This is a genomic window from Pseudomonas sp. DY-1 (genome assembly GCF_003626975.1).
Taxonomy (GTDB): domain Bacteria; phylum Pseudomonadota; class Gammaproteobacteria; order Pseudomonadales; family Pseudomonadaceae; genus Metapseudomonas.
In genome coordinates this window covers 194,170-209,607 of sequence record NZ_CP032616.1, presented here as the reverse complement: position 1 = coordinate 209,607, position 15,438 = coordinate 194,170, and the positions used below count along the sequence as shown (strand labels likewise).

Sequence of the window (15,438 nt, the reverse complement as noted above, 5' to 3'; positions counted from 1 at the left end):
GGAGAGGCGGGCTTTGCTGGTCATTATTCTTGTCTCCAATAGGCCACGAGGACCGCGTTGGACGCGGCTCGGACCGATTATTGGAAGGACTTGTAAGACGCCGTTGAATGCGGGGATCGAAATTGTAAAAAGTCGTAAGGAATTTGTTCGACGCTCACTAGGCGCGCTGCAATTGCTCGTCCAGCATCTGGACAGAGCGCGCCAGCAGCTCTTCCAGGCGCGGTGTCAGCGCAGGCAGGGCGAGCGCATCGCCGGCCTGCGCCAGGTCTTCCAGCTCTCGCAAGCAGCTCGCCAATGCACGTAGCCCGAGGGACTCACTGCTGCCGGCGAGGCGATGGGCGAGGTGCCCGACTTCGGCGCAATCCTGTGCCTCCAGAGCATCCAGCAAGCCGGTACGCTGTTCGTCGAGCATGCGTCGCAGCAGGACCAACAGCCCCTGGACCTTCTGCTCTCCGAGAAGGCCGCGATGGGTGTCCAGCAATTGCTGGTCCAGCAGCTCGTCACTCTCCACCTCTACGGCCACCGTTCCTGGCCTGGTCAGGGCACGGCGCAGGTCGTCGAGCTTCAACGGCTTGGCCAGCGCACCATCCATGCCGGCGTCCAGGCAGCTGCGCACCAGGGCCGGCTGCAGGCTGGCGGTAAAGGCGAGGATGCGGGTGCCCCGGTTGGCACCCTCGAAGTCGCCACGGATCAGCCGGCATAGCTCGGTGCCGGCCATGCCCGGCAGGTGAAGGTCCAGCAGGATCAGGTCGAAGCGTCGCTGCCGGCAAAGCTGCAAGGCCGGCTCGGCGTCCTCTGCCAAGGTGACGCTGTGGCCATCACGCTCCAGTAGCCCGGTCACGACTTCGCGGTTGAGGGCGACGTCCTCGACCACAAGCACATCCAGCGGCTGGCCCGGTGCCGTGATAGCCGGGATGCTGTTCTGATTTCGTGCGACTGGCAATGTCAGCTCGAACCAGAAACAGCTTCCCTCACCTTCCACGCTCTCGACACCGATACTGCCCCCCATCAACTCCACCAGACGCCTGCTGATGGCCAGCCCCAGGCCTGTGCCTCCGTAGCGTTGGGCGACAGCTTCGCTGGCCTGGGTGAAGCGCTCGAAGATTTTCGCCTGCATCTCAGGCGCGATGCCAATGCCATCGTCAGTGATGCTGATGCGCAGTCGTTGCCCATCGGGCTTCGACTCCAGCAGCCGCACATCCACCAGGATTTCCCCGTCCGTAGTGAACTTCACCGCATTGGCCAACAGATTGCTCAGCACTTGGCGCAGGAACTGTTCAGCGCCGTGGCAGCGCACCTGGACCCTCGGATCCAGGCGCGAACGAAGGATGGTGCCATTAGCACCGGCCCTGGGCTCCAGCAGGGTCAACACCTGGTCGAGCAGTTCCGGGAAGGAGAAGTCGACCCGCTCAGGCCTGCCCTCCCCTTCCTCCAGGCGGGCGAAATAGAGCACCTCATTGAGAATTGCCAGCAAGCCTTCCGCCGCCTTGTACAGGGCGTCCAGCCGCTTTCCGTCGCGCTCGTCCAGAGTAGCGCCACGCAGCAGCTCGGCCATGCCGAGGATGCCATTGAGGGGGGTGCGGATTTCGTGACTCATGGTGGCAAGGAAGCGCGACTTGGCGAGGTTGGCTGCCTCGGCATCTTCCTTGGCCCGTTGCAGGCTGGCAGTGCGCCGTTCCACCATGCCCTGCAAAGCGGCCCGATCCTCTTCGCGGCGCTGAATATCGTCGACAAAAGCGCGGCGCATGTCGTCGAGGGCCTGCGCGACCGTGTCGATCTCATCGGCGCCGCGCCCACCCCGGCGATCGAGGTGCAACGCCTCATGCCAGTCACCAGCGCCGATGCGCCGGGCGAAATCGGCCATGACCTGCAGATGGCGGGTGACCAGTCGATGGAACAGCCAGGACAGAGTTATCGCGAGACCACACAGGAAGACTCCCATCCACAGCAGGCTGGTGAGGCCAGTGGCATAAAGGCGCTGATAGACAGCCCCGAGGTCGATGGCGACTTCCAGTTCGCCCAACTGGCGTGGCTCGCCACTGGGCGGCTGGTAGGAAAGCGGAAAATGCTCGCGTCGCAGCGGACCGGTGGGGTCGCTGGCACCTTCCTGCAAATCGAAATCAGCGCTCGTCAGGCGAACTCTGGCGATATCGGGAAAGTCTGCCAGGCCGCGCAACTGCATCTTGAGCTGTTCCTGATTGAGATCCCAAAGGCTGCGCTCGAAGCTGGCCAAGTAGCCGACACGGATCAGGTCCAGTCGCGCGTCGATGTCGCGCATCTCGCGGCGGTATTCCAAGTGCAGTTGCACTGCGCTGGCCACCAGCGTGAAGCACAGGCTGAACAACAGGATGAACAGCAGCAGCCGTCGCAGCAGGCCGCTGGCGGGTTTCGGCACGGTCATCGGCGCGACTCCGGCTGGGCGATCATGTCGCGGTAGGTGGCTTCGCTCTCCGCCAGCCAGCGCTCGATTTCACCGCTATCGGCCAGGTGCTGCAGCTCGCGGTCGATTTCCCCCATGCGCACCGCCAATGGGGAATGTCGTGACACCGCCAGACGCAGGTGATCCACCGCCAGGGTCAGCGGCAGGGCCCGGATATCGCTGCCGCCTGGCAGGTGCTCGATATAGAGCAACCCGGTGCGCCGCTCATGGGGAATGAAGTCGATCCGGCCACGAATCAGCTTGCCGAAGTTCTGCTGGCTGTCGGACACCCATTCGATATTGCCAGCGCGGGCAACAGCCTGGTCGAACGCTTCGCCGTAGCTTTCACCAAACAGCAGGCCTCCGCGATAGCGCGTGAGGTCTTCCAGCTTGTTCACCTCAAGCGGGCGCTGCCGGTTGTAGAACACCGCCACCTCCTCGCGCAGCACGGCGGTTTCGGCAAAGGCCAGCTCGGCCATACGCTCGGGCGTCCGGTACGCCAGCACCACATCCACACGTCCCTGCGCGGCATCCATCAGGCAGCGCTTCCAGTTACCCAGCACCACCATTTCCACGTCCAGGCCGAGTCTGGCAAACACTGCCTTGACCACTCTCGGCGCCAGGCCGCGTACCTGCTTGCCGTCGCTCCAGGAAATCGGCGGATAGACCGGATAGTCGCAGTAGCGCACGGCAGGCGCGGCATGGACGGTATTGCAGAGCATGAACAGCGCCAGCAGCCAGGTACGCGCCATGGATTCAGGCAGCGCTGGCCGTGGCGGTGAACAAATAACCCGTGCCGTGGATGGTGATGATCAGCTGCGGTTCAGCGGGATCGTCGCGCAGCTTGCGGCGCAGCCGCCCGACCAGCACATCGATGGAGCGGTCATTGGGTAGCCATTCGCGGTTGCGGATCTGGTCCATCAATTGGTCGCGGCTAAGGGTGTGCCCGGCATTGCGCAGGAACACGCTGAGCAACTGGAACTCGCCATGAGTTAGCAGGGTCTCGCTGCCGTCCTGATCGATCAGGCGGCGGCGGTCGTTGTCCAGCATCCAGTCGGCGAAACGCCGAAGCGGACTGCCGGGAACCGCAGCCGGTTGCTGGGCATGACGTACCCGACGCACCAGGTTCTTGGCGCGGGACACCAATTCACGGGGATTCAGGGGTTTGACCACGTAGTCGTCGGCGCCGCATTCAAGGCCGACGATACGATCGACTTCATCGTTGCGGCCAGTGATGAGGATGATGCCGACCTCGGAACGCACACGCAGTTCGCGGGTCAGGGTCAGGCCGTCCTTGCCGGGTAGGCGGATGTCGAGCATCACCAGGTCTACCGGGCTTTCCGCCAGCGAGGCTTCTGCCTGTTCGGCAGTGCTGGCGCAACGCACCTGGTAGCCCTCCTGGGCGAGGTAGGACTGGAGCAGTTCACGGATCAGCGGATCGTCGTCGACGATCAGCACACTGGGAGCCATTGCAAATGCCCTCTGCCGCCGCTGCTTGGCGGGGCGATCTTATTGTTGGAGTGGCTGGAGGTTATCGCCCGCTGAACGATCGATCAACAGCCGCCGACGGGACGCAGGAAGCGCTGCATGCCGCCAGCCTGGAGACCGTCGACCCACGCTTCGCAGATCTGCGCGCCTTGTGCCGGCGTAAAGGTGTGCGGGTTCAGCCCGGACTCCAGCCAGAGCCCATCGAGCAATGCACTGAGACTGATGGCGGCGAGCTCGGCGTCGAAACCCTGCCAGCCCTCCTCAAGTGCCAGTTCAGTGAGCACCTTGGCAAGAATGGCCCGGTACTCGCCATAGGACTGATCGTGAGCCTGATTGATGGCCTGGGCAGTCTTCACGGCTCCCCAGAAGGCCAGCCACGCCTCCAGCAGTTGGGGGTCCAACAGCTCTGCGCTGAAGGACGCCTGGAAGAACGCCGATAGTCGCGGCCGTGGACTGGGCGGAGCATCGTCGATGGCATCGCGCAGGAGCTTCATCACCCGTCCCGTGACAGCCAGGTAGGCCTCGGCGACCAGTTCGTCCTTGCTCGCGTAGTGGTGATTGATCAGCCCCACCGAGACACCGGCCTCGGCGCAGATCTTGCGGATGGAGGCCCCTTGGAAACCGTGGCGTTTCAGGCATATGAGGGTCGCTTCGATCAAGTGCGCCTTGCGCAACTCGGGGTCCAGGCGGGAGTAGCGCACATCCTGGGTCGTCATGCCGAAAGCTCCTTTGGTGGTCCGGCGAGTCGTAGAACCTGTTCAAGCTCTTGCGATGCGCGGCAGATCATGGACAGGTTCTGAACGACTGTACAGGAGGAAGTCGACCCCACCTACCCGTTCGGGTTATGGCCGAGGTCGACCAAGGGGCACAAAGTAGGTAGCGAGGCGATTCGATAACAACAATAGAGGTGAACCGACATGCGCAAGACCCTGGTCGCTGCACTCGGCGCGACGCTCATCCTTCTGCCGGCCCTGAGCCCGGCGGACGACGGCAACACCCTGCGCCTGTACAACTGGTCGGACTACATGGGTGAACACACCCTCGCCGAGTTCGAGAAGGCCACCGGGATCAAGGTGATCTACGACACCTTCGATTCCTACGAGACCGTGCAGGGCAAGTTGCTGCCAGGCCGTTCCGGCTACGACCTGGTGGTGCTCAACGCCGCCCTGGTGCCGCCACTGCTCAAGGCAGGGGTCTTCCAGCCGCTGGACAAGGGCCGCCTGCCCAGTTGGAGCAACCTCGACCCACAGGTCCTGGCCAACCTGGAACACTTCGATCCGGGCGTAGCCTACTCGGCGCCCTACACCTGGGGCAGCAATGGCATCACCTACAACGTCGACATGATCAAGGCGCGCATGCCCGACGCGCCTATCGGCTCCCTGGCGATGGTCTTCGACCCCGAGATAGTGTCGCGTTTCGCAGATTGTGGCGTGACCCTGATCGACTCCCCCACTGATGTGCTGCCGCTGGCGCTGGCATACCTAGGGCGCGACCCGAACAGCGCCGAGCCCGAAGACCTAAAGGCCGCCCAGGACCTGCTGATGAAGGTGCGCCCCTACATCCGCAAGTTCGACTCCATGAGCTACCTCAACGGTCTTGCCAATGGCGACCAGTGCATCGCCATGACCTGGTCCGGCGACTACGCCACGGCCCAGGCTCGCGCCACCGAAGCTGGCGCCAAGGTGAAGCTGGACTACTTCATACCCAAGGAAGGCTCGCTGATCTGGTTCGATGACTTCTACATCCCCAAGGACGCGCCGCATGTGGAGAACGCTCACAAGTTCATCGAATACATGCTGCAGCCCAAGGTGATCGCACAGGTTACCGACTACATCCGTTATGCCAACAGCAACAAGGCCGCCACTCCGCTGGTAGCCGCCGAGGTGAGGAACGACCCGGCGATCTATCCCGACGACGCGACCCGCGCCCGGCTCTTCACCCAGAAAACCCAGCCGCAGAAAGCGATGCGCCTGATCACCCGCACCTGGAATGCGGTCAAGACCGGCAAGTGAATTGAACTGCCCAGTAGAGATGGACCCGAGGTAAAGACCATGAACACCCCAAACACCGACTTCTTCGCCCAGTTCGACGATGAGCGCCTGGTGGCCGCCGACAAAGCGCATTACATGCACGGTTACCACATCTTCGACGACCACAGGGAAAACGGCTCGTTGAACATCGCAGCCGGCAGCGGCGCCTACATCTTCGACACCGCCGGCAATCGCTACCTGGACGCCGTGGGCGGCATGTGGTGCACCAACATTGGCCTCGGCCGCGAGGAAATGGCCGAGGCCATCGCCGAACAAGTCCGCCAACTCGCCTACTCCAACCCGTTCTGCGATATGGCCAACGTCAAGGCCATCGAACTCTGCGAGAAGCTTGCCGAACTGGCTCCGGGCGACCTCGACCACGTGTTCCTCACCACCGGCGGTTCCACCGCCGTGGATACCGCCTACCGCCTGGTGCAGTACTACCAGAACTGCCGCGGCAAGCCGGAAAAGAAACACGTCATCACCCGCATCAACGCGTACCACGGCTCCACGTTCCTGACCATGTCGCTGGGCGGCAAGGCAGCGGACCGTCCGGCCGAGTTCGACTTCCTCAAGGACCGCATCCATCACATCTCCTGCCCCAACCCCTACCGAGCACCGGCGGGCATGGATGAAGCGCAGTTCCTGGACTTTCTGGTCAACGAGTTCGAGGACAAGATCCTCACCCTGGGTGCGGACCGGGTGGGTGCCTTCTTCGCCGAGCCGATCATGGGCTCGGGCGGCGTGATCATCCCGCCGGCCGGCTACCACAAGCGCATGTGGGAGGTCTGCCAGCGCCATGACGTGCTCTATATCTCCGACGAGGTGGTGACCTCCTTCGGCCGTCTGGGCGCCTTCTTCGCCTCGGAAGATGTGTTCGGCGTCGTGCCGGACATCATCACTACCGCCAAAGGCCTAACTTCCGGTTACCTGCCGCTGGGTGCCTGCATCTTCTCCGATCGTATCTGGCAGGTGATCGGCGAGCCGGGCAAGGGCCGCTGCTTCAGCCATGGCTTCACCTACAGCGGGCACCCGGTGAGCTGCGTCAGCGCGCTGAAGAACATCGAGATCATCCAGCGGGAAAACCTGCTGACCCATGTGGACGAAGTGGGTGCCTATCTGGAGGAGCGCCTGCGGACCCTGGCCGACCTGCCGCTGGTGGGCAGCGTGCGCTGCAAGAAGTTGATGGCCTGCGTCGAGTTCGTTGCCAACAAGGCCAGCAAGACCCTGTTCCCCGATGAGTTGAATATCGGTGAGCAGATCCACCTGAGGGCGCAGAAGCGCGGATTACTGGTACGGCCTATCGTGCACCTGAACGTGATGTCGCCGCCGCTGACCATCACCCACGCCCAGGTGGACGAGATCGTCGACACGCTGCGCGAGGCCATCCTCGAAACCGCCGCCGACCTTGCGCGAAGTGGCGACTATGCCGGGAGTTGAGGGGGTCTGGCCGCCACCTGGCGGCACCAGTAGACTGCCGGCCATGACCGAAACCACTGCTGACAGAACCACCCCAGCCACCCTGCATGCCTGGCATGCGGGGCTGGCCCTGGCCATGGCCAGCGTTGCCGAAGCCGGCTTTTGCGAGAGGCTGGCAGAGGCGCTGGCCAGCCTCGTCCCTATCGAGTCCGTACTGCTTGGCCTGGAGTGCAAGGGCCTGCCGCCGCGCCCGCTCTACCAGCGTGGAATCCCGGCTGAGTACCGCGAGGCGCTCACCGAGCGCTACTACGCCCGTGGTTACATGCTCGACCCCTTCTGCCTTGCACTGGAGAACGGCCTGGAGGAAGGCTTCTACCACCTCTCGGAAATCGCCCCGGACGACTTCTTCAATAGCGAGTACTACCGCACCTACTACCTGAAATGCGGCTCGGTGGAAGACGCCCACTTCATCGTCGACCTGGGCGGCCAGCGCAAGGTTTCGCTGTGCGTTTACCAGGGTCGCAGCGGCGCACGCTTCAGCACTGCCGAGCTGGACCTTCTTCGGGCCGCACAGCCGCTGGTTCGGGAACTGATTCGCCAGTTCGACGAGCGCGGCGGACTGGTGCGCTGTCTGGACGGCCATGGACCTGCGCCCATGCATTCGGCGCCGGCCGCGGCGCTTAACCAGCAGATACGCGAGGCCTTCATGAACTTCGGCAGCGACCGGCTGACCGAACGCGAGCGGGAAATCGCCCACCTGCTGCTTCGCGGGCACTCGGCAAAATCCAGCGCCAAGGTGCTGGAAATCTCCCCGGAAACCGTGCGCATGCACCGCAAGAATCTCTACACCAAGCTGGAAATCAGCTCCCAGGCGGAGTTGTTCGCCCTGTTCATCGATTGGCTGACAGCCTGACCCAGGGGCCTTTTCAGTCAAACGGCAGTGGGCAGATCGCATCCATTGACTAGGCTTGCTTGTCTCTTCCCTCAACTGGAGACGCGCCATGCCCATTGAAAAAGCCCTGTACACCGCCCACGCCGAAGCCTACGGCGGCCGTGAAGGCCGCGCCGTGTCCTCGGACGGCGTGCTGGATGTGAAGCTGACCACTCCCAAGGAGCTGGGCGGCCCTGGTGGCGACGGCACCAACCCCGAGCAGCTCTTCGCGGCGGGTTACTCAGCGTGCTTCCTCGGTGCGATCAAGTTCGTCGCCGGCAAGGAGAAAATCACTCTCAGCGAAGACACCTATATAGAAGGTGCCGTGGGCATCGGTACCCTGCCGACAGGTTTCGGCATCGAAGTCGAATTGAAGATTTCCCTGCCCGGGTTGGACAAGCAGGCCGCCAAGGAACTGGTGGACAAGGCGCACATCGTCTGCCCTTACTCCAACGCTACGCGTGGCAACATCAACGTGACACTGACTTTGGTGTAACGTGCGCTCGGACAAATAAAGAGGGAGGCCACTGGCCTCCCTCTTTACTTCACCTTGTAAATGATCCCCGGACTGCACTGGACCATCTGGTAGAGGTCCGGCAGGCCGTTCAGCGCCTCGGACGCGCCGAGGAACAGATAGCCGCCCGGTTTAAGGGTGGCGTGGATGCGAGTGAGGATGTCCTTCTTCACATCGGCGGAGAAGTAGATCAGCACATTGCGGCAAAAGACGATGTCGAACTTGCCCAGCGCCGCATAGCTGTCCAGCAGGTTCAGCGGACGAAACTCCACACGGCTGCGAATGGCCGGCTTGACTGCCCAACGCCCCGGCCCTTTCGGGTCGAAGTAACGTACCAGACGTTCCTGCGAGAGGCCCCGCCCCATGGCCAGGCTGTCGTACTCGCCAGAGCGGCAGGCCGCCAGCATCGAGCTGGACAGATCCGTAGCGACGATTCGCGCGCCGGCCTTGAGCTGGCCGAGGTTGATCTTCTCGTACTCGTCGATCGTCATGGAAATGGAGAACGGTTCCTGCCCCGACGAACTGGCCGCCGACCAGATGCGCAGCGGCTGATTCGGGTTGGCCTTGAGCAGCTCGGGCAGCACCCGGCTTTTCAGCACTTCGAAGGGATAGGTATCTCGAAACCACAAGGTCTCGTTGGTGGTCATGGCATCGATGACCTGCTCGCGCAGGCCACCACGGGAAAATCCCTGGATGCGCTGAGTGAGTTCACCCAGCGTCTTGATGCCGTTCTGCTCCATCAGCTTGTTCAGCCGACTGGAGACCAGATACTGCTTGTTGCTGCCCAGCAGGATGCCGCAGGTCTTTTCCAGGAACACCCGGAACTGCTCGAACTCCACATTGCCTGAAGACACTAAGGGCGCCTCACCGATCTGTTTCCGTGTCAGGGGGCCGAATCAGCCCCCGTCCGTTACCTTGATGCGTTCCACGACTCGCGCGGCCAGGTCATCCGGCTTGAACTTGGCGAGGAAGTCATCCGCCCCGACCTTCTTCACCATTGCCTGGTTGAACACACCCGAAAGCGAAGTATGCAGGAGGATATGCAACTTCTGCATGCGCGGATCGTTGCGGATCTCCGCCGTCAGGGTATAGCCATCCATCTCCGGCATCTCGATGTCGGAAACGATCATCAGCAATTCCTGTTCCGGCGCCTTGCCTTCTTCCACCAATTCACGCAGGTAGTTGTAGGCTTGGCGCCCATCGTTCAAGGCCTTGACCTCGACGCCGACGGTTTCCAGGCAACGGATCACCTGCTTGCGCGCGACGGAAGAGTCGTCGACGATCAGGACGCGCTTGCTGACGGCCTTGCTCTGGGTGTCGATATCGATAACGCCTTCGGACACCACTTCGGAGGTGGGCGCCACTTCGGCGAGGATCTTCTCGACGTCGATGATTTCCACCAACTGCTTGTCGACCCGGGTGACCGCCGTCAGGTAATGGTCGCGACCGGTTCCCTTGGGTGGCGGATGGATCTCCTCCCAGTTCATGTTGACGATGCGCTCCACCGAGCGCACCAGGAACCCCTGCACCTTGGTGTTGTATTCCGTGATGATGACGAAGCTGTTCTTCAGGTCATCGAGGCCTCTGCGCCCGGTCGCCATGGACAGGTCGAGAATCGGAATGGTACCCCCACGGATATTGGCGACCCCGCGTACAACCGGACTGGACTTGGGCATCAGAGTGAGACGGGGGCACTGCAGTACCTCCTTCACCTTGAACACGTTGATCCCGTACAGCTGCGGCCCGTCAAGACGGAACAGCAGCAGCTCCAGGCGGTTCTGCCCGACCAGTTGAGTACGCTGGTTAACCGAATCCAAAACACCGGCCATGACCAGACTCCTATTACAAGTCGATGAGCGCCCGCTTCAGCCTAGCAGGCGGCACGAGCCTTGCTTCTAAGTTTGCATGAACACCATGATGACGCTTTTCCGACACCTGATGGCAAAACGCCGCAATACGCTTGCGGCTGTTTTACCCGCTTTGTGCTGTCTCGGCTACAGCCCTGCGTCGAGTGCGAGTGTGACGTCGCCTGAAGTACTTATCGGCACCGCCGAAGGCTTTCTTGAGTTCACCGTCGAAGAATATCTGCAGCGCGGCAATATCCAGGGTCGCAGCGAAATCCAGGTCAACCGGCTCGATCCCCGCCTGCGGCTGGCAGAATGCGACAGGGATTTGACGGCCAAGCTGGAAAGCCCTGCCCAGCCGCTGGGGCGTGTCACGGTACGAATCAGCTGTGAGGGCAGCGCCCCCTGGACAGTGTTCGTCCCCGCCCAGGTGAAGCTCTATCGCGAAGTGGTGGTAGTCACGCGCGCATTGCGCCGTGGCGTGCCCATCACCCATCAGGACGTGGCCCTGGCCGAGCGTGACGTGGGCACCCTGAGCCAGGGCTTTCTGAGCGATCCGGGGCAGATCATTGGACAGAAAACTACGCGCTCCCTGGTTTCCGACCAGGTATTGGCCCCATTGCACCTGGAGCAGGCCGAAGTAGTGAGCAAGGGCGACCAGGTCGTGATCAGCGCCGTCGGCTCGTCAATCAATGTACGCATGCCGGGCGAAGCCATGAGCAAGGGCGCGCCGGGTGAGCAAATACGGGTCCGAAACCTGAGCTCCGGCCGCGTGATCAAGGCCCGAGTGAAAGGGCCAGGCCAGGTTCAGGTAGATATGTAGACATGATTCCGCTGGCGCCGGACCGGGCTGATTTCCTAAACTCAGCCGGTACGAAAGAATTTTCTAAAGTTATCCCGGACAGGGCCGATAAAACGGTAAGCGTCCAATTAGCGTCCGAGGTTCAGCATCATGGTTATCGACTTCAACCGGCTTAATAACGGCCCCACGCCTGCCAACTCCGGGCGTACCGGCAGCACCCAGGCCGGCAAGAGCGAAACCGTCACCAGCGGCCAGACTGCTTCGACCCAGAACACCGGCGAGCAGGCTCCGACTGCCAAAAGCGGCGAATCCGTGCAACTGAGCAGCGAAGCTCAAGTGCTGCAGAAAGCCGGCGAAAAACTGCGCGACCTGCCCGTGGTGGACAAGGAACGCGTGGAAAAGCTCAAGCAGGCCATTGCCGACGGCTCCTACCAGGTCGACAGCAAGCGCGTGGCCAGCAAGCTGCTGAACTTCGAATCCCAGCGCTAGTCCACGGGCGGCGCTGGGGAACTTGGACGCTAAGGCCCCAGAGCGCGTATGCACGATACCAACCTGCTTCAGCTGTTCACCGACGATATCGGCCATGCCAAGCGTTTGCTTGAGCTAATGGACGAAGAATTCCAGGTTCTGGGCGAGCGCGACCTCGTCCGCCTCGAGAAACTGCTGGCCGACAAGCAACCCCTGCTTGCCCAACTCGACCAGCATGGCCACCAACGCAGCCAACTGCTGGCCAGCCTCCAATTGAGCACCGATCGCGCCGGTTTGCAGCAACTCGCCGAGCGCTCCCCCGTGGGCCAGGAACTGCTCGAACGCAGCGACGAACTGGGCGAGCTGCTCGAACGATGCAGAACGACCAACGAGCGAAACGGTCGACTGATCCGCGCCAATCGGGCAACGATCGGCAGCATGCTCGGCATCCTGCGTGGCGGTGACACGCCCAGCCTCTATGACAGCCGCGGCGCGGCCGCTAGAATCGGCCAGCAGCGCCCGCTTAGCCAGGCCTGACAAGACATTACAAGAAAGGCACAAAGACACATGGAGGCATGACGCCACTGCTCTTTGTGTAACCCGCGTTTGCGTTCGGAGAAACCTGGACCGTGTCCAATCCATTCCACGAAGTTAACGGCCCTCAACCCCCCAAGGTGCTCAAGACACCGGTAGAGATCCTGGCCAATCTTCGTCTGCTTCAGCAGCATCACGATCCGTTGATCGTCACCTTCCACGGCCGAAACCAGCGTTTCCAGAGTTACCTGATTGAAGTGGACCGCGATCGCGGTCTTATCGCCCTGGACGAGATGATCCCGAACGACGGCGAGCGTTTCCTGAAGAGCGGCGAATCCTTCCGTGTAGAAGGCTTCCATGATGGCGTGCGTATCGCCTGGGATACCCAGCAGCCGGCAACACTCGGGGAGTTCGAGGGAGGTCGTTGCTACTGGTGCCCACTGCCCGACGAGGTGACCTACCACCAGCGCCGCAACGCCTTTCGTGCCCCCCTCAAGCAAAGCCAATTGGTACCCATCGAGCTGGACGGCGACAAGATGTCGTCCGCGATAAAGGGTGTGATGCTGGATATCTCGGCCACCGGGTGTAAGCTGCGGTTCGAAGGCGACCTGAGCGGCCGCCTGCAACCTGGGCAGATTTATGAGCGTTTCAGCGCCAAGATGCCCATCGGCCCCGTTACCACCCCGGTTGAGCTACGCCATCTGCATTTCGACGAGAAGCTGGGTATGAGCTTCGTAGGCATCCGCTTCCACAACATGAGTGGGCTGGTACAGCGCAACGTCGAGCGCTTCGTCTACCAGCTGCAACGTGAAGCGCGTCGATTCGAAAAGGACGAGCTCTTCTAGCGCTCAACCCGGCATGGCTTCCGCTGTGTCGACCTTCCCTCAGACAGTTCCGAGCTTGAAACCCAGACGCCCCAGGCGCGGCAGATGCTCGGGACTGTCCATCACCCATAGCGATGGCAGCAGCCCATGCTGCCAATCCAGCTCCTGCAGGCGTTCACACGTCAGGGCCAGCACCTGGTCACTGCCCCAGGGCATGGCTTCAAACAGGCGCGGATCGACACGTCGCAAGCCGAGGAGCACGTAGCGGCCATCCTCCGTCGGCCCCAGAACCGCCTGGTGCTGATGCAGCGCCTCGCAAGCGGCCGACAGGTAATCGGCATCCAGCATCGGGCAATGCTGGCCGATAAGCACCACGGCATCGTTTTCTGACAACCCCAAGGCAGCGATACGTCGCATGCGCTCCCCCAGGTCACCCACCGGCTGCCCCACGACCATCCAGTCGTTGTCCTCGGCCAGGGCTTCAAGGGCCTCGTCCGGCCCATCCTCGATCCAGAAGATCCGCTCACAGAAGCCAAGCGGCGGTAGGTTGAGTACGCGCGCCACCAATTGCCGATGCAACTGGCTCACCCCCTCCTCGCCCAACTCCGGAACCAGGCGGGGGTGGTGCTTGCCAGCCTGAGGGGCGCTGGCCAGCAGATGCAGGGAAATGCTCAACGACATGACCAGTTCCTCCTTGAAGTCCCAAGGCAGGCCTTGGGCTTGAAGCTCGGGTAGCCGCACTGGTCGATAATTGGGCAAAAACGATGTGGCGTTGGGCCACTATTTGTCGGGCTGTGGCTGCTCCGGCATTCCCTCGGTCGACGGCTCTGGCGGCGGAACGTCGCCGTTCTGCATCTGGTCGTGCACCGCCTTTTCATCGACGCGCGGGTCCAGGGCTGCCACCAGGGGTGAACTGGTCATGTTGTCCGGGGTCGGCACATGGTGCAGCGGCGCCTCGTCGACCCGGTGTAGCCCGGTAACGGCATCAGGTCGAACCCGCAACACCAGAACCGTGGCGCAGAAGCAGACGAATGCATAGAGCATGTTCGGTCCCAGCTGTTTCATCAGTGCGCCGGTCAACAGCGGACCGATACTCGCCCCCACACCGAAGGTGATCAGTAACATGGCGGTCAGCGACACCCTCCTTTCGGCTTCTATATGGTCATTGGAGAAAGCCACCGCGAGCGGGTAAAGGCTGAACTGCAGCAGGCAGACCAGGAAGCCTACCGGGAACAGCACCTCGAGGGGCGCCGTCGGCATGATCGCCAGGGGCAAAGCGGACACTGCGAGCAAGGCCGCTGTGCTGCGAATCAGCACCGCGCGATCATGACGGTCCGACAGCCAGCCCAACGGCCACTGCACGAGGAGTCCGGCCAGGATGCAGCTCCCCATGAACAAGCCCACCTGATCGATAGGCAGGCCCTGGGCCGTGGCATAGAGCGGCGCCAGGCCGTAGAAGGAACCGATCACCAGACCGGAAACCAGCACAGTGGTCATGGACTGCGGCACCCGCTTGATGAAGAAGCGCGGCTCCAGCGGTGCCGGATGCAGCGGCGCCGGGTGCAGCTTGCGGGTCAGCGCCACCGGTACCAAGCACAGTGCGAAGCACATGGCCACCAGCATCAACAACTCCGGCCCGAGGCCGGGATGCAGGACCAGCACCAGCTGCCCGAGGACCAGCCCCAGGTAGGAGGCAACCATGTAGCCCGCGAAAACCTGTCCACGCTGGCTCGCCTCGGCCTGCTCGGTGAGCCAACTCTCGATCACCATGTACTGGCACATCATCCCCAGGCCAACAAGCATCCGCATGAACAACCAGGCTGGCAGGAAGTCGATCAGACCGTGCCCAAGCACGGCCGCCGTCACCACCCCGGCGCAGGCCACGTAGGCACGGATATGCCCGACCCGCGCGATCAGCCGGTGTCCCAGCTTGCCGCCAAGGATCAGGCCGAAATAGTTGGCCGCCATCAGGGCGCCGACCCAGAGCCCATCCACCTTGTCCGCCGCGAGGCGCAGGCCGAGGTAGGTACTGAGCAGGCCGGAGCCGATCAGCATGAGCAAGGTGGCGAAATACAGTGCGCGAAACGACTTCCAGATCCGATGCATCGGCGCTCCAGGCGGCTCCATGTACAGGAAGGGCCGACCGATCGGACGGCCCTTGGGCG

The 15,438-nt window shown here is 62.4% G+C and carries 16 protein-coding genes; 8 read left to right on the top strand and 8 right to left on the bottom strand.

What is annotated here, in order from left to right; genetic code table 11:
• Positions 1 to 157 precede the first annotated feature (157 nt).
• The 4 genes from D6Z43_RS01205 to D6Z43_RS01190 form a co-directional block, all read right to left on the bottom strand.
• A complete protein-coding gene (locus D6Z43_RS01205; protein WP_120649901.1) occupies positions 158 to 2,401 on the bottom strand; it encodes an ATP-binding protein in 2,244 nt (747 codons plus the stop codon).
• Positions 2,398 to 3,171: an ABC transporter substrate-binding protein gene (locus tag D6Z43_RS01200; protein ID WP_120649900.1), complete on the bottom strand. Its 774-nt coding sequence runs from the start codon at positions 3,169 to 3,171 to the stop codon at positions 2,398 to 2,400. Before D6Z43_RS01200 ends, D6Z43_RS01205 begins: the two co-directional genes overlap by 4 nt.
• 4 nt (positions 3,172 to 3,175) lie before the next feature.
• Positions 3,176 to 3,889: a response regulator gene (locus D6Z43_RS01195; RefSeq protein WP_120649899.1), complete on the bottom strand. Its 714-nt coding sequence runs from the start codon at positions 3,887 to 3,889 to the stop codon at positions 3,176 to 3,178.
• Positions 3,890 to 3,972: 83 nt separating this feature from the next.
• The gene (locus D6Z43_RS01190) at positions 3,973 to 4,623 is read right to left on the bottom strand and encodes a TetR family transcriptional regulator C-terminal domain-containing protein (RefSeq protein ID WP_120649898.1); all 651 of its coding nucleotides are present in this window, start codon (positions 4,621 to 4,623) and stop codon (positions 3,973 to 3,975) included.
• A gap of 201 nt (positions 4,624 to 4,824) precedes the next feature.
• Here D6Z43_RS01190 and D6Z43_RS01185 point away from each other — a divergent pair, with 201 nt between their 5' ends.
• The 4 genes from D6Z43_RS01185 to D6Z43_RS01170 all read left to right on the top strand — a co-directional run bounded on the left by D6Z43_RS01185 (position 4,825) and on the right by D6Z43_RS01170 (position 8,783).
• The gene (locus D6Z43_RS01185) at positions 4,825 to 5,919 is read left to right on the top strand and encodes a polyamine ABC transporter substrate-binding protein (protein WP_120649897.1); all 1,095 of its coding nucleotides are present in this window, start codon (positions 4,825 to 4,827) and stop codon (positions 5,917 to 5,919) included.
• 39 nt (positions 5,920 to 5,958) lie between these two features.
• Positions 5,959 to 7,377, top strand: a complete 1,419-nt coding sequence (locus D6Z43_RS01180) for an aminotransferase (protein ID WP_120649896.1) — start codon at positions 5,959 to 5,961, stop codon at positions 7,375 to 7,377.
• Positions 7,378 to 7,420: 43 nt separating this feature from the next.
• Positions 7,421 to 8,269 carry a LuxR C-terminal-related transcriptional regulator gene (locus D6Z43_RS01175; RefSeq protein ID WP_120649895.1) on the top strand — a complete coding sequence of 283 codons (849 nt, stop codon included), beginning with the start codon at positions 7,421 to 7,423 and terminating at the stop codon, positions 8,267 to 8,269.
• An 88-nt stretch (positions 8,270 to 8,357) separates the two neighbouring features.
• A complete protein-coding gene (locus D6Z43_RS01170; RefSeq protein ID WP_120649894.1) occupies positions 8,358 to 8,783 on the top strand; it encodes an organic hydroperoxide resistance protein in 426 nt (141 codons plus the stop codon).
• Between the two features lie 44 nt (positions 8,784 to 8,827).
• Here D6Z43_RS01170 and cheR read toward each other — a convergent pair whose 3' ends face one another.
• Both cheR and D6Z43_RS01160 read right to left on the bottom strand, forming a co-directional pair.
• Complete coding sequence (gene cheR, locus D6Z43_RS01165) at positions 8,828 to 9,655, bottom strand: protein-glutamate O-methyltransferase CheR (protein ID WP_120649893.1); 828 nt, start codon at positions 9,653 to 9,655, stop codon at positions 8,828 to 8,830.
• A 42-nt stretch (positions 9,656 to 9,697) separates the two neighbouring features.
• The gene (locus tag D6Z43_RS01160) at positions 9,698 to 10,630 is read right to left on the bottom strand and encodes a chemotaxis protein CheV (RefSeq protein WP_120649892.1); all 933 of its coding nucleotides are present in this window, start codon (positions 10,628 to 10,630) and stop codon (positions 9,698 to 9,700) included.
• Positions 10,631 to 10,739: 109 nt separating this feature from the next.
• Here D6Z43_RS01160 and flgA point away from each other — a divergent pair, with 109 nt between their 5' ends.
• The 4 genes from flgA (at position 10,740) to D6Z43_RS01140 (ending at position 13,294) form a co-directional block, all read left to right on the top strand.
• Entirely contained in the window at positions 10,740 to 11,468 is a 729-nt protein-coding gene (gene flgA, locus D6Z43_RS01155) for a flagellar basal body P-ring formation chaperone FlgA (RefSeq protein ID WP_371924438.1), read from the top strand.
• Positions 11,469 to 11,597: 129 nt separating this feature from the next.
• Entirely contained in the window at positions 11,598 to 11,936 is a 339-nt protein-coding gene (gene flgM / locus D6Z43_RS01150) for a flagellar biosynthesis anti-sigma factor FlgM (RefSeq protein ID WP_120649890.1), read from the top strand.
• A 48-nt stretch (positions 11,937 to 11,984) separates the two neighbouring features.
• Positions 11,985 to 12,452 (top strand): flagella synthesis protein FlgN, encoded by a 468-nt coding sequence (locus D6Z43_RS01145; RefSeq protein ID WP_120649889.1) that lies wholly within the window; start codon positions 11,985 to 11,987, stop codon positions 12,450 to 12,452.
• Positions 12,453 to 12,544: 92 nt separating this feature from the next.
• Positions 12,545 to 13,294 carry a flagellar brake protein gene (locus D6Z43_RS01140; protein ID WP_120649888.1) on the top strand — a complete coding sequence of 250 codons (750 nt, stop codon included), beginning with the start codon at positions 12,545 to 12,547 and terminating at the stop codon, positions 13,292 to 13,294.
• A gap of 39 nt (positions 13,295 to 13,333) precedes the next feature.
• Here the strand turns inward: D6Z43_RS01140 and D6Z43_RS01135 are convergent, their stop codons facing one another.
• Together D6Z43_RS01135 and D6Z43_RS01130 are read right to left on the bottom strand one after the other, a co-directional pair.
• Positions 13,334 to 13,954, bottom strand: a complete 621-nt coding sequence (locus D6Z43_RS01135; protein ID WP_120649887.1) for a TIGR04282 family arsenosugar biosynthesis glycosyltransferase — start codon at positions 13,952 to 13,954, stop codon at positions 13,334 to 13,336.
• 99 nt (positions 13,955 to 14,053) lie between these two features.
• Positions 14,054 to 15,379, bottom strand: coding sequence for an MFS transporter (locus tag D6Z43_RS01130; RefSeq protein ID WP_120649886.1), 1,326 nt, complete (start codon positions 15,377 to 15,379; stop codon positions 14,054 to 14,056).
• Between the last annotated feature and the right edge of the window lie 59 nt (positions 15,380 to 15,438).

What these genes read in the sequence shown, in the direction of transcription:
- D6Z43_RS01205 (WP_120649901.1), bottom strand. Translation starts at nt 2,401, where the DNA reads ATGACCGTGCCGAAACCCGCCAGCGGCCTGCTGCGACGGCTGCTGCTG.
- D6Z43_RS01200 (WP_120649900.1), bottom strand. Translation starts at nt 3,171, where the DNA reads ATGGCGCGTACCTGGCTGCTGGCGCTGTTCATGCTCTGCAATACCGTC.
- D6Z43_RS01195 (WP_120649899.1), bottom strand. Translation starts at nt 3,889, where the DNA reads ATGGCTCCCAGTGTGCTGATCGTCGACGACGATCCGCTGATCCGTGAA.
- D6Z43_RS01190 (WP_120649898.1), bottom strand. Translation starts at nt 4,623, where the DNA reads ATGACGACCCAGGATGTGCGCTACTCCCGCCTGGACCCCGAGTTGCGC.
- D6Z43_RS01185 (WP_120649897.1), top strand. Translation starts at nt 4,825, where the DNA reads ATGCGCAAGACCCTGGTCGCTGCACTCGGCGCGACGCTCATCCTTCTG.
- D6Z43_RS01180 (WP_120649896.1), top strand. Translation starts at nt 5,959, where the DNA reads ATGAACACCCCAAACACCGACTTCTTCGCCCAGTTCGACGATGAGCGC.
- D6Z43_RS01175 (WP_120649895.1), top strand. Translation starts at nt 7,421, where the DNA reads ATGACCGAAACCACTGCTGACAGAACCACCCCAGCCACCCTGCATGCC.
- D6Z43_RS01170 (WP_120649894.1), top strand. Translation starts at nt 8,358, where the DNA reads ATGCCCATTGAAAAAGCCCTGTACACCGCCCACGCCGAAGCCTACGGC.
- D6Z43_RS01160 (WP_120649892.1), bottom strand. Translation starts at nt 10,630, where the DNA reads ATGGCCGGTGTTTTGGATTCGGTTAACCAGCGTACTCAACTGGTCGGG.
- flgA (WP_371924438.1), top strand. Translation starts at nt 10,740, where the DNA reads ATGGCAAAACGCCGCAATACGCTTGCGGCTGTTTTACCCGCTTTGTGC.
- flgM (WP_120649890.1), top strand. Translation starts at nt 11,598, where the DNA reads ATGGTTATCGACTTCAACCGGCTTAATAACGGCCCCACGCCTGCCAAC.
- D6Z43_RS01145 (WP_120649889.1), top strand. Translation starts at nt 11,985, where the DNA reads ATGCACGATACCAACCTGCTTCAGCTGTTCACCGACGATATCGGCCAT.
- D6Z43_RS01135 (WP_120649887.1), bottom strand. Translation starts at nt 13,954, where the DNA reads ATGTCGTTGAGCATTTCCCTGCATCTGCTGGCCAGCGCCCCTCAGGCT.
- D6Z43_RS01130 (WP_120649886.1), bottom strand. Translation starts at nt 15,379, where the DNA reads ATGCATCGGATCTGGAAGTCGTTTCGCGCACTGTATTTCGCCACCTTG.